The 12,666-nt window shown below is 26.2% G+C and carries 13 protein-coding genes and 2 pseudogenes; 4 read left to right on the top strand and 11 right to left on the bottom strand.

Annotated elements, in window-relative coordinates; all coding sequences use genetic code 11:
- Window positions 1-92: 92 nt before the first annotated feature.
- Complete coding sequence (locus tag GXK56_RS18415; RefSeq protein WP_160690110.1) at window positions 93-1,424, bottom strand: hypothetical protein; 1,332 nt, start codon at window positions 1,422-1,424, stop codon at window positions 93-95.
- A 173-nt stretch (window positions 1,425-1,597) separates the two neighbouring features.
- On the opposite strand from GXK56_RS18415, the pseudogene GXK56_RS18410 reads away from it, so the two are divergent.
- The 3 genes and pseudogenes from GXK56_RS18410 to GXK56_RS28270 form a co-directional block, all read left to right on the top strand.
- Window positions 1,598-1,741, top strand: a pseudogene (locus tag GXK56_RS18410) (IS5/IS1182 family transposase); the annotation flags it as partial.
- 125 nt (window positions 1,742-1,866) lie between these two features.
- Window positions 1,867-3,135: an IS4 family transposase gene (locus tag GXK56_RS18405; protein WP_160690106.1), complete on the top strand. Its 1,269-nt coding sequence runs from the start codon at window positions 1,867-1,869 to the stop codon at window positions 3,133-3,135.
- Window positions 3,136-3,281: 146 nt separating this feature from the next.
- Window positions 3,282-4,475, top strand: a pseudogene (locus GXK56_RS28270) (IS1182 family transposase); the annotation flags it as partial.
- 199 nt (window positions 4,476-4,674) lie between these two features.
- Here GXK56_RS28270 and GXK56_RS28595 read toward each other — a convergent pair.
- From GXK56_RS28595 to GXK56_RS18380, 4 genes are all read right to left on the bottom strand, one after another.
- A complete protein-coding gene (locus GXK56_RS28595; protein WP_279283139.1) occupies window positions 4,675-4,800 on the bottom strand; it encodes a hypothetical protein in 126 nt (41 codons plus the stop codon).
- Between the two features lie 100 nt (window positions 4,801-4,900).
- The gene (locus tag GXK56_RS18390) at window positions 4,901-5,734 is read right to left on the bottom strand and encodes a hypothetical protein (protein ID WP_160690100.1); all 834 of its coding nucleotides are present in this window, start codon (window positions 5,732-5,734) and stop codon (window positions 4,901-4,903) included.
- A gap of 46 nt (window positions 5,735-5,780) precedes the next feature.
- Complete coding sequence (locus tag GXK56_RS18385) at window positions 5,781-6,206, bottom strand: DUF2085 domain-containing protein (RefSeq protein WP_160690098.1); 426 nt, start codon at window positions 6,204-6,206, stop codon at window positions 5,781-5,783.
- Window positions 6,203-7,912: a DUF5050 domain-containing protein gene (locus GXK56_RS18380; RefSeq protein WP_160690096.1), complete on the bottom strand. Its 1,710-nt coding sequence runs from the start codon at window positions 7,910-7,912 to the stop codon at window positions 6,203-6,205. Before GXK56_RS18380 ends, GXK56_RS18385 begins: the two co-directional genes overlap by 4 nt.
- Window positions 7,913-8,256: 344 nt before the next feature.
- Here GXK56_RS18380 and GXK56_RS18375 point away from each other — a divergent pair, with 344 nt between their 5' ends.
- Window positions 8,257-8,589, top strand: coding sequence for a helix-turn-helix transcriptional regulator (locus GXK56_RS18375; protein ID WP_160690094.1), 333 nt, complete (start codon window positions 8,257-8,259; stop codon window positions 8,587-8,589).
- Here GXK56_RS18375 and GXK56_RS18370 read toward each other — a convergent pair.
- From GXK56_RS18370 to GXK56_RS18345, 6 genes are all read right to left on the bottom strand, one after another.
- Window positions 8,586-8,759: a hypothetical protein gene (locus GXK56_RS18370; protein WP_160690092.1), complete on the bottom strand. Its 174-nt coding sequence runs from the start codon at window positions 8,757-8,759 to the stop codon at window positions 8,586-8,588. The genes GXK56_RS18375 and GXK56_RS18370 overlap by 4 nt on opposite strands.
- A gap of 102 nt (window positions 8,760-8,861) precedes the next feature.
- On the bottom strand, window positions 8,862-9,314 hold the full coding sequence (locus GXK56_RS18365; protein WP_160690090.1) for a JAB domain-containing protein: 453 nt from the start codon (window positions 9,312-9,314) through the stop codon (window positions 8,862-8,864).
- Window positions 9,315-9,475: 161 nt separating this feature from the next.
- Window positions 9,476-10,351, bottom strand: a complete 876-nt coding sequence (locus GXK56_RS18360) for a hypothetical protein (protein WP_243156178.1) — start codon at window positions 10,349-10,351, stop codon at window positions 9,476-9,478.
- A gap of 334 nt (window positions 10,352-10,685) precedes the next feature.
- Window positions 10,686-11,276 (bottom strand): hypothetical protein, encoded by a 591-nt coding sequence (locus GXK56_RS18355; RefSeq protein ID WP_160690088.1) that lies wholly within the window; start codon window positions 11,274-11,276, stop codon window positions 10,686-10,688.
- 13 nt (window positions 11,277-11,289) lie between these two features.
- A complete protein-coding gene (locus GXK56_RS18350) occupies window positions 11,290-11,601 on the bottom strand; it encodes a DUF960 family protein (protein ID WP_160690086.1) in 312 nt (103 codons plus the stop codon).
- A 61-nt stretch (window positions 11,602-11,662) separates the two neighbouring features.
- Window positions 11,663-12,598 (bottom strand): lambda-exonuclease family protein, encoded by a 936-nt coding sequence (locus GXK56_RS18345; RefSeq protein ID WP_160690084.1) that lies wholly within the window; start codon window positions 12,596-12,598, stop codon window positions 11,663-11,665.
- Between the last annotated feature and the right edge of the window lie 68 nt (window positions 12,599-12,666).

Raw genomic sequence — 12,666 nt, 5'->3', positions numbered from 1 at the left:
TATGTTTAAATGTAGAAGATAGATTTTATTTCTTCTACAAATAAAAAATACTTATCATGGAATTTAAAAGTTTATTCCATGATAAGTATTTTCTATATTTTTTTATGTTCCATAGATTCTACTATTATTTGTCCTAAAGATAAACTTAAGCTATCTTTTATTACTTTTGCAACTTCGTTTTCTTTTTGATTAAATTCATTTCTTATATTATCATATGATTTTTCATCTAATTCAATTATTTCTTTTTCTAAAACCTCCAATGTATCCGCTAATTTTTTCAACTTCCCACATTTAGTAGTTTCCCTTTTACATTTCTCCCACCTTTTAAAGCGTTCTATATCATCATCTATTTTATTTTTAAGAAAACAGCAATCTTTACATATAATATTTTTATCATAATTTTGAACTTCTTCTTTAAGCTTAAATGCAAATATAGACAAATCTATTCCATTATAATAATCTCCATAAGTAAAATTATCTAATCTCATATATCTAAGAAATTTATTTAATAATTTTTCTTTTAAAGTTACCTTTCCTTTTTGACCACTCTTTCTAATCTCTTTTATATAATTTAATTCAAAATTTTCAATCTCTTCAAGGTTATTCGTTACAGTTTTATATTCCTCCTCTATTTCATTCCATTTATCTTTATCCAAATAAATTTTATTTAATTCATCCAAATAAAACTCACGCAATTTATTTGTTTCTTCTTCTGAAGCATGCAATTTGTTTCCTTGAGTTGATATTTTATCTATTACACCTTTAGTAATTTTACTTTCATCTAAAACTTTTTCAAAACAAAATTTTATGGAATCATTTATTCTATAACTGTAATGATTTTTTTTATCCTCAGGAAATAAATTCTCATTCTTCCATTCTTGAATTAACTTCTCTCTAGAATATTTTGATATAAGTATATCTATATCTTGAACAAATCCTCCAAGTGTTTCTCCAATATTTCTCTTCTCTACTGTTAATATTAAATAAAATAGTACTGATAATTTTTTTAATATCATGCTCATCAACTTAGTTAGTTCAAAATTCATTCTATAACAAGATTGCTTTTTTATTAAATATTTTATATAGTTAGGCATCTTTTCAACATCATTTATTATATTATTATTATATTCTATGATATCTTCAAAACTTTTCTTCTTAGTGTTGCTCCTATTATCATAGAATGGATTTCTCTTATAATTTTTAAACATAACTGATAATAATCCTGCTATTTCATATCTTATTTCATATACTGTTTTCTCATCATCTTCACTATCATCTCGTTTTAATTTAGCTTTTTCAATGTCAAATGATTTTAATACTTTATCTATGTTATCTTTAAAATTATTTTCTGATATATTATATTCTCTTAGAAACTCCTTTTTAGTATAATTAATTTTTCTATCTTTTTTAACAATTCTAGCCACAAAACACCTCCAAGTATATGATTATTCTACATATATTATATTTTATCTTTTTATATTAATAAATATATATTCCTGACGAAAAAATAAATGAGGTGCATAACACATCTCATACAGGCTGTCGACAAAGTCGACAGCTTTTAATTTTTCAATTAAAATTATATTGGGTGATAAAAATGATGACAAGAAAAGATGTAGATAATAGATTTCAAATAGAATTTAATAGTGTAGATGCATTAGTTCCTAAAAATCATTTGGTTAGGAAAATTGATAAAGCGATAGATTTTAACTTTATATATGATGAAGTTGCAGAGTTGTACTCTGCGTTCGGCCAATGTCGTCAACTTAAGGAAATATAAATAAAATCAATAAAAAAACACTTGACAATAATTAGAAAAAATGAAGCCTCGCTATAGATATTAAATTTATAGCGAGGTTTGATTTTATGAAAAATATTAAATTATTATCCCATATTTTAAAGAAAACAAATAAATTAATTATTTCCAATGAGTTTAAAGAAGCATATAGCTTAGGTAATTCATTTTCAAGAAAAAGAAAATTATCTTTTTCTAATGCAGTACATTTTATTTGCTCCGCATTACGAAAGTCTATGGCTACAGAAATAAGTAATTTTATTGAAGAATATGCATATTTAGATTTTCCTGATATATCAAAACAAGCATTTTATAAAGCAAGACAAAATATTTCTCCTGAAGCATTTAAAGAATTGTGTAGATTCTTTGTTGATTCTTTTTATGGCTCAAAAAACACTTTAAAAAAGTGGAATGGATTTAATGTTCTTGCTGTTGATGGAACATCATTACAAGTTCCTGATACAATTGAATGTGGAGAATATTTTGGATTAAGTAAAAATCAAAATAAAATACAAACCGCTATTGCGTCGGCGTCAGCCTTATATGATGTACTAAATGATCTAATAATTGATGCATCTATAACAAAATTTAGAACCAATGAAAGAGAAATGGCCAAACAACATATAAATGAACTTAATAATAAAAATTTTATAAATAATAGTATTGTAATTTTTGATAGGGGATATCCGTCTTATGACATGTTTGATTATTTAAACGAAAAAGGACTATTTTTCTTAATGAGAGTTTCATCTTCATTTAAAATGATACAAGCTATTTCTTCTGAAGATTGTGCTTTTGAATATAAGTCAAAAGGAGAATTGAAAAAATTAAGAGTTATAAAAATAAAACTTTCTGATGATACCACCGAAATATTAGTAACCAATATCTTTGATAAAATTATTACGCATCATCAATTTAAAGAATTATATTTTCTTAGATGGGGAGTTGAATGTAAATATAAAGAACTTAAGAGTAGTATTGAAATAGAAGAATTTTCAGGAACTAAGCCAATTGCAATTGAACAAGATTTTTATGCTTCTATTTATATATCTATGGTTGCATCACTTATTAAGAAAGATGCCGATGCTGCGATAGCAAATGATAATGATAATAAACACTTAAAATCAGAATATCAAGCAAATAGAAATTTTATATTAAGTGAAGTTTTACAAAAGATTATAGGTATGATGGTAAAGCCTATTTCAGGAAAAAGAATATTAGAAAATATATTAGAAAGAGCTAAAAAAATACGCTCACAAATACGTCCCAACCGTAATTATGAGCAAAAAAACAAACACCCAAGGAAAAAGCATCATTCTCAAAGGAAATCTTGCATATAAGTTATAAAAACTAAATATTTCCAAAAATCTACTTTTACCAGTAGGTTTATTAATTATACCATTTTTTAAGGTATATAGCATACGCGATTCGAAATTTGAGTAAATTATTCATTACTGTTTTGCTAAGTTGACGACATTGTGCGTTCGGCGCGCCAAGCATTGATCCAGTAGTACTAATAAAAATTATTATGATTCAATATTTGTTTGGTATTCCATCAATGAGGCAAACGATAAGAGAAATTGAAGTAAACATAGCATATAGATGGTTTATTGGATACTCGTTTAATGAGAAAATACCTCATTTTTCAACTTTCAATAAAAACTATGAAAGAAGATTTAAAGATACTGATTTATTTAATATAATTTTCATTAAAATATTAGAGAAAGCTGATGAACATGGATTTATAAATCTATCGGAAATATACATAGATTCAACTCATATAAAAGCTAGTGCTAATAAACGAAAATATACTAAAAAGGAAATTGAAACAGAAGCTAAAAAGTATCAAGATCAATTAGAAAAAGAAATAGATGAAGATAGAGAAAAACATGATAAAAAACCTTTAAAAAAAACTGAAAAATCAACCGACACGAAGGTAGTTGTGGAAAGTACTACTGATAAAGATAGTGGTATGTTTTATAAGAATGAGAAAGAAAAATGTTTTGCATACTTAGCTCATACTGCCTGTGATAACAATAACTATATATTAGATTTTCATGTTACATCCGGAAATGTACATGATAGTGTTGGATTTATTGATTTATACAAAAGTTTGAAAGAAAAGTATTGCATTAATAACATCCTAGCAATAGCTATGGATGCGGGATATATAACACCGTACATATGCAAAACACTATTTGATGATAATATTTTACCTACACTTCCATATAAAAGACCGATGACGAAGGATGGTTTTTTCAAAAAGTATGAGTATGTTTATGATTAGTATAATGATATTTATATTTGTCCAAATGACAAAATATTGAAATACAGTACAACCAATAGGGATGGCTATAGAGAATATAAATCTAATCCATGTGAATGCAAAAAATGTCCACACATAAATAAGTGTACAAACAGCAAGAATTATCAAAAGCTTGTAACCAGGCATGTTTGGGAAGATTATCTTGAAGAAGCAAATCATCTTAGACATGATAGGTATGTAAACTCTGTTTATAAATGCAGAAAAGAAACAACAGAAAGAGTTTTTGCTGATGCTAAGGAAAAGCATAGTATGAGATATACACACCTAAGAGGCTTAGCCAAAATCAAAATTGAGGTTACGCTTACTTTTGCATGCATGAATTTAAAAAAGATGGCAAATCACTTATGGAAAAGGATCGGTGGCTATCGCGTCGATAGCACTTTTTACATTCTAATAAGAAAAATTTTAAATAAACAATGTCATAAAATCAACAAAAAGCATTTTCTTAGCGAGAAGAAAATGCTTTTTGTCTACAATCTGAATGAGGTGCATAACACACCTCATAATTTTTATTCTAAAATATTTTAATTCAATAATAGCTATTTATCATTACCTAATTTATTATCATCATTAATGGTATAGTAAATAAATCTTTAGCCGTTCTTAGATTGAACTCTGCTATCTTTGAATAATAAGTATCATCTATAATCTCTCCACTCTCTCTTGGATTTATATCCAATGCTTTATAATGTGCATTGGTGTATTTCGGTAATGGTGTTAGTATATATAGTTAATTAATACGTTGATCCATAAATGGAGTTATACACTGTTTATATTTTTTATGACATATTCTTATTTAATGCTGGATATTTATTATCATCTAATTTATATAAATATTCTTCAGACTCTTTTCCTGTAGTTGTTCTTTTACCAAGATATATAGCATCTGTTAAATATGCATCATTTTTAGCAAATACACCATTCGTTAATTGACCAACTATATTACTATCAGCATATCTCATATTCATACGTATAGTATCTAATGCATATTCATAAACTATTTTTTGAAGTTCTTTAGGATCTGCTGTTTTCATATCCATATCTTGAATCTTTTTTATATATGGAGAATAACCTTTTAATTCAGCTGCGGCTTGTTGATATTCTTCATTGTTCATCTCTCCTCTATCTTTTAAAATTTTCATTACAAGAGCTCTATTATTTGCTTTTATAGTAGCATCCCATACTTGTTCTAATCCACAATAATATCCAACATAATAATTATCATCGATTTTAGCAACTCCTAAAGTTCCATGTCTATCAAAATTTGTATTAGGTACTATATCAGAAGATGGTAATTGAACTAATTTACTTTCATTAGCTTTTGCTGCATTTACTTTAGCCTCAAATATTTTCTTTTCACTATCTTGAAGTTTCTTGTCTGCTTCTTCTTTAGCCTTAAGTTCCTTTTCAGCATTGTCTACAATCTTTTTAGCATCACTTGAACTTAATGAAGTAATATCCCCATTTGATTCTACTTCTGTTTCACCATTTACTGCTTTTAATATATTTCCACCAACAACTCTTATAACTTGTACTGCACCTACTAACGTTAAAAAAGCAATAATTATTATACCTATTAATATTTTCTTTCTATTTTTTTTAACAAATTCCATAACTATCAATCTCCCCTCTATTTTTAATCTTCCTTCTTTAAATTATTTAAACTCTAATTTTTTGTAATAAGTAATATGTAATAAATAAAACTGCAAAGGTTCCAATAAATACATAAATGCTATATTTTCCAAGTAATAAATATATTCCGCTTATGATTATTATGTAAATATTCATAAGTCCATATCCACCCATAGTTCCTGTAATTAAGCGCTTTAAATTGGTTGAACTTTTTATTTTTGCAAATTGTAAACTCCAATCAATTAGCATAGTTAACATGAGAATCAAATTAACTGTTATACTATTTTGCCTATATATGAATGATATAAAGTATCCAATCATAACTCCTATACATCGTGCACAAATTGGAAATTGATATCCTTTATAAAAAAAGCTTCTATTAGGTAACTGATGGCATCCACAAATATGTCCTATATTCATTAATTTTAACCATAGTATCTGCTTCTTGTTCATATTGAATCAAATTCTCCATCCTTAAAATATAATTTTATTCCTGTATTAGGATCTATCATACAGTTCACTCCATAGGTTGAATTCCAAACTAAATCCTGAGTATTTTGTGCTTTAAAACATATTTTATTATTTAATATATAAATATTATTGCATTCTTCATATGTCAAAATTTTAATCTTTCCTGCTTTAATATTGAATATGTATAATGCAGTTTCTTCGCTATTTAGAAAATTAACTTCATTATTATTAACTATATACTCTGGTTTTTTAGCAATGAAAATAATGTTATCATTACAAACAACTGCTTGTTCAAGCTTTTGACATTTTAATATCTCTTTTGTATTATCATTATCTATTTTATATAAGCTATCATTTTTTTTATAATATACAATCTCATTATCTACTACTAAATCATCAACATTACCTATATTCCCAGAATAAATTTTACCTTCTTCTGATCCATCAAGTCTAATTTTATATAAACACGCATCATTTCTATTTATATAATATATATACCCATTCCAAATACTAAATCCCGACTTTAAATCCTTGGTTAATATAGTTTCATTTTTTGTTTTTAAATCCATGCAAATTATTTCATTGCTTTTTTTACTATAATATAGTTTTCCATTAACTAGTTTTGCTGATTTTTCAATTTTATTTTTAATAATTACTTTTTTATTGTTTAACAGATTTACCAATAAAACATCTGCCCCTTGTAGCATTTTTTCTTCAATAAAATACAATTCACTTTCTATAACATTTAAATTACTAATATTCCCAGACCCTTCATAAATTTTTATTGGGCTATTTTTATCATTAGTCTTATATATTGTTGGCTTATTTCTACCTTCTTTTTCACAATAATATATATCTTCTTTATATTTGAGAACATGACTTTTTATTGTTCCATTAGAACCCTGTACTCCTATTTTTAAGTCAAATTTATTTCCATTAGCATTTTCAATTTTTAAGCTATCTTTAATTAATCTCATTAATATTTCTAATTCAGTGTTTAATATTGAATTCAATCTAATTGTAATACCATCAATCATTAAATTATTATACAAGTTTTTTTCTATTATAATATCAGATGTGATTCTTCTAGTCTTTCTCTGAAAAAACCTATCCTTAGAATATATATTTTTTGATGTTATTATAAATCCTGATTTCCCATCTAAATTTTCACTATTATCAAATATAAATAAAATAGTTTCTTTATTTTCTATGAAATTTTTATTTTCTCCTATAGAATCATAAATTATCTTTTTTATTCTTAATGAGTCTTTACTCTGATCATTGGACAACTTGTCTATAATTCTTTTTTGCAATGTTTCAGTAAATTCTCCATAAACATTATTCCAATTATTGATAAAGCTTTTTACTATTTGCTCGTCTAATTCTAAATTTTCTAAATTCATGTCATTTCCAAATGTTAAATTTAATGCATAGCTTTCAATTTCTTGCTGAATACCAATCTCTTCTGCATTCTTTTCAATTTGCTTGTTACTTAATTGAAATTTATTTCCGCAATCATTACAAACCCAATAGGTTGTTGTAGAATTTCCCATTCCACAAGCACCACATAATAATCCTAAAGGGCCTAATAAAATATAACAACAACATCCATTAATAAAATCGTAACCTTGTGAATCTGTTTCAGACATTACTATACAGTTTTCTTTTCCGCATTTGGGGCACTTCATAATTTATCTCTCCTAACTCATATAATTCTTTTCTATTACACCAATATTCTTTTTTTAGGAATACATTTCCATCTAAAATGATATATTAACTTTTACTATCAGTCAATAATTATACAGCTATTAGCTGCTAAAATTATATAACTATTCTTTCTTACGATCCGTCTTATAAGCAGTTACCTATCGACTAGATACCATTTATATAATATATATTTATATTTTTGTATATTAACTCCTGCAATAGAACACAATACTTTTATTACTCTATTAGTAAATCTAAATACAGCTGTTGGTCTGTTAAACTATTTGTAATTTTAACTTAATCTATTCATAGAAAGGATGATTTTATGGATTATATTATGTTGGGAAAGCGAATCAAAGAAGAACGTCTAAAATTAAATTTAACTCAAGAGCAGCTTGCCGAAGCTGTTAATATATCTACCTCTTATATGGGGCAAATCGAGCGTGGGGAAAGAAATGTTACTTTAGATACTCTTCTTAGAATCACCTACAAATTAAATGTATCTGTTGATTATATATTGAATGATTATGAAAGCTTAAAAAGCGATGCTATATTAAATCAATTTCAGCAGCTTTTAGATGGTAAGAGTTTAGCTAATAAACAAATGGCTCTTGATGTAATACGTACTATGTTTTCTCATTTAAGTAACTCTAATTAGCCTCTTAGTTTTCGTGTGCATTCAATATCATATATTAATTTATTTGTTGAATATAAAACAAATTCATCCATAGATAAAGACAACTCATCAACTAAATTAGTTACTTTATTTAATAAAATTGAATCGTTTATTTCAATATTTAAAATTATTTTTGTATTTATATCACTCATATAACAATCATCTCCTAATTTAATTTACAATTTTATTATAGTGATTATAAAGGACATATAATGTACCTTAGTATATTTAAACACCAAATATATCAATAAATTTTATAAATATCCTTCTTCCTTTAAACTTAGGTATTTACTATCTCCTATTATTAAATGATCTATTAAATTAATTCCAATTATTTTTCCTGATTCTTTTAATCTCTCCGTAATACTTATATCTTCTTTTGAAGGAATTGGATCTCCAGATGGATGATTATGAGCTATTATAATTGATGCAGAATTACTAATTACAGCTGTCTTAAAAACTTCTCTTGGGTGTACTATTGATGTGCTTAATGAACCAATTGATACAATACTTATATTAGTTGGTTCGTTTTTTGCATTTAAGCAGCAAACTACTAATCTTTCTCTGTCGCACTCCTCTAATAAAGGCTTTACTATTTCTAAACAATCCTTGGGTGTCATTATTTTTCTATTTGCATATAATATACTACTTTCCTTAATCATCTTTATTGATACAATATCCACTCTTTTTGCATGATTTATACTCATTTTTTATCATTCCTTTTTCTTAATTTTTATTAACAAAATTAGAATAAAAATAACCTTTAAATTTTGTTCGCACCTCAAAAATGTCACACAACAAATAGTATTGTGTGACAAATAAAGTTGCAAACAAATTTTATAGCTTATCTCCATATTCTAATTTGAATTTATATTATAGTAGAACACTTTAATAAATCAATGAATTCTCCTGCTTGATCAGCTGTAAGCAATTTACTCTCGCTAACTTTGTACTTCTCTTGCATAAGTCCTTTAGCATATTCTATAGGTATCTTATTTTTATTTATGGTTAATACTATTTGAGTTTGTTGTTCCTTTGTTATTGGAATTTCTTTAACTGCTTCTGTAGGCTTTTTATTATTATCAACTGTATTCTTTGAATTTTTATTTCTTTTCTCTGTTGGTCTTGATAATTCATTATCATCTAATTCTTCAACATCCTGAGTAAATATACCTGATGATCTTGTAGCTGATAATACTGCATCTACAAAAGCTCTTTTCTTTGCCATCTTTAAAATAGTATTAATTAAGCTGTAGCTGTCTTGCTTAATATACTTTCTTTCCTTTGTATTGCAACTACCAATTCCTTCTGCTTCAATAACTCCAGAACGTTTATTTATTAATATTACTTTTACTTCATAATGAAATAAACCATCCTTCCAATCTTCAACTCTATTTAATATTTCTAATTGCTTAGAGAATCCAAATATATCACAAAGCTTTTCTGCTCCTGGCTTAAATAATGCTGGTTTATCACAATTAGGTATAAAACCATAATCTACTTTAGGTATCATCATTTCTTTAACAAAGCTTTGAAGTAACTCTATTCTTTCTCTAGCTTCATTTAAAGTTATTTGAAGGTCAGGAACATAGGAAAATTCGTTACTTACCTCATTAGGTTTAAGTAATATTAAATTATCTTCTTTAGTATTATTTTCTGCTATCATATCATTTCCACTGATATTTACTGTATTATCTGTTGTACTTTCAATCTTGTGTACCAGTTTAGCTTTTAAATTTGACATATAAACCTCCATTCCGGCTATCGCCGGCACAAATAGTAATGAAAAAGTGCCGATTTAGCCCATTTAACTTTACAATACTTGTATTTATTGTAAAATTGATGTATTATAATTACACCTTTTCAGTGTTTTTATATGTTGCTCTCCCGGTATTTACAAATCTGGAGCTATGGTCAGATTATTGTAAATATGCAGGTGTTATGGCAACAAGGTGCAATACCATAGCTTTCGGATCATTAATCCTTTACCAATCGAATATTTTTAAATTTTGCCCTGTTTAGGGCTTTTTGTCGTGTTATCAACACCAAAAACCTATCTTTCACACTATCACCTTCCTTTAGACATTTAATTTTGCATAATAATATCTTTCATTATTTTTATTAGTGCATATAAGCTCTGGTTTTATATCTAAAATCTCTTCATATTCTGATTCATTGCCAACAAGTTCTTTTCCTATATCTTCAATGCTTTTACCATCTATTAGATAATCAATTAGTGTATCTTTATCAAATAACCTATCTACTTCATAAGAGTTGCCCATAATATCACTTATGTTATCTTTTATATAATCTCTAATGTCTTCTAACCTTGAATAAATTATTATATCCTGATCTGTATAATATCCTTTATAACTCACTTCCTCATATATTTGCTTTGCCTTTTCAATGTCTATAAATTCATCATTTTTATTTATAAACACATAAATATTTAATATAGCTTCTTCAAAATCATCTCCAAGCTTTTTAACAAGCTCCAATACCTTATTAAAATCTAAATAGAGTTCTTCTTTAAGTTCTTCATCTGTTATCTTATTCATTAATTCTTCAATTCCACTTATCTTATTAACATCTAAATTATTATATTTTTCAGTTAACCTGCTTAATTCATTCGTAAAAAATTTATTTATTATATGCGAATTTCCTATCACCTTTATTCCCTCCTTAATATTCTTGTGCTAATAACATTGTTGAATGTTCTACATCATCTATAACAAATAACTTTAATTTTTCCTCAAGCTCTATGTCTCCCATATTCTTTATTTCATATAACTTCTTATATTCTGGTACTGCCTGAGTATGCTCTAGCAGAATCCTATAATCATTCTTACAAATATTAAATACCTGCAAATAATCTAATTGAAAACTATTATTTTCTTTCAATTTATCTATTAAACCCCACATTAAAATTTGCAATCTAATATCTACATCTGAATTTACTCCATTAGTAATATATCTCTTTTCCTTCTTAAACATAAAACATCTTCCTTTCTGAATTTAAGCGTAAAAAATCCTAGTACCATTTCTAGTACTAGGATCATTTAATTAAAAATCTCCTTGTTGTAGTTTTCTTTATATATTTTTCATAAATTTCTGATTGCTCTTCTTTTAGCTTCTTACTATCAAGTCTTTCAGTTGAAGTATTTTTCCAAGTAACAATTGAATTATTAATTGCTCCTGCTTCATTATCTTCCATCATTGCTTTTATTTTATTAATACATTCATCTTTCTTATCTGAATAAAATTTCTCTTTTTCTTTATTTATATTATATTCATTAATAATCTCTTCTGCTTCACTTGGTAATATAATTGAGCAATTCTTCTTAGCTTTAGGATATAAGTTATTTAATAAATTGGTACAGCTTTCAGAACCATCAATATTTGGTGGTATATCATTAAGTACGCAATTCCAGAAATTCTTTTCAATTTCTATAATCATGTCAATTAATTCTTCATCTCTATAAACTACTTTATACTTAAATGTATTGCCACCTATTAAAACTGCTATATATGTTCTTTCATAATTTAATACAGCCATATAGTGTTGTATTTGAAGCATATATTCTTCTGGAATCTCATCATCCTTCCATTGGTCTAATTTATAAGCTGATGCTGTCTTAGCTTCAAATATACACTTCTTACCTTCATTATCATTAACAATACCATCTACATTAGCCAACATAAAATCAAATTCTGGATGCTTAAGCATCAAACTAATAGTATCAACTTCTAAATTTGTTCTTTTAGTAAATTCTTCTCTTATAATTGGTTCTAATGTACTTCCCCAATAAGCACTTTCTCCAGCTTCTTCACTTTCTTTATAACCTCTCTTTTCCATCCAAAGTTCTAATGCTGATTTATATTTATTAATACCACATATAATTGAAACATCAGAGCCACCTATACCTTCTTTTCTCCACTGTAACCATTCTTCTCTTGTCATATTTTTAGTATTAGTTACTATATCTACCATAATAAAATCTCCTTTCAAATATACATTTATCTTTTATTCATAGATATAATATATATTTAAAATTTTTA

The sequence above is a fragment of the Clostridium sp. C2-6-12 genome (genome assembly GCF_009928485.1).
Lineage (GTDB): Bacteria > Bacillota > Clostridia > Clostridiales > Clostridiaceae > Clostridium.
The sequence above is the reverse complement of the archived record's forward strand: the minus strand, read 5'-3'. Positions and strand labels throughout refer to the sequence as shown.

Bases quoted from the DNA above. Each gene is read 5' to 3' on its own strand.
- GXK56_RS18405 (WP_160690106.1), top strand. From the start codon at position 1,867: ATGAAAAATATTAAATTATTATCCCATATTTTAAAGAAAACAAATAAA.
- GXK56_RS18390 (WP_160690100.1), bottom strand. From the start codon at position 5,734: ATGGAATTTGTTAAAAAAAATAGAAAGAAAATATTAATAGGTATAATA.
- GXK56_RS18385 (WP_160690098.1), bottom strand. From the start codon at position 6,206: ATGAACAAGAAGCAGATACTATGGTTAAAATTAATGAATATAGGACAT.
- GXK56_RS18380 (WP_160690096.1), bottom strand. From the start codon at position 7,912: ATGAAGTGCCCCAAATGCGGAAAAGAAAACTGTATAGTAATGTCTGAA.
- GXK56_RS18375 (WP_160690094.1), top strand. From the start codon at position 8,257: ATGGATTATATTATGTTGGGAAAGCGAATCAAAGAAGAACGTCTAAAA.
- GXK56_RS18370 (WP_160690092.1), bottom strand. From the start codon at position 8,759: ATGAGTGATATAAATACAAAAATAATTTTAAATATTGAAATAAACGAT.
- GXK56_RS18365 (WP_160690090.1), bottom strand. From the start codon at position 9,314: ATGAGTATAAATCATGCAAAAAGAGTGGATATTGTATCAATAAAGATG.
- GXK56_RS18360 (WP_243156178.1), bottom strand. From the start codon at position 10,351: ATGTCAAATTTAAAAGCTAAACTGGTACACAAGATTGAAAGTACAACA.
- GXK56_RS18350 (WP_160690086.1), bottom strand. From the start codon at position 11,601: ATGTTTAAGAAGGAAAAGAGATATATTACTAATGGAGTAAATTCAGAT.
- GXK56_RS18345 (WP_160690084.1), bottom strand. From the start codon at position 12,598: ATGGTAGATATAGTAACTAATACTAAAAATATGACAAGAGAAGAATGG.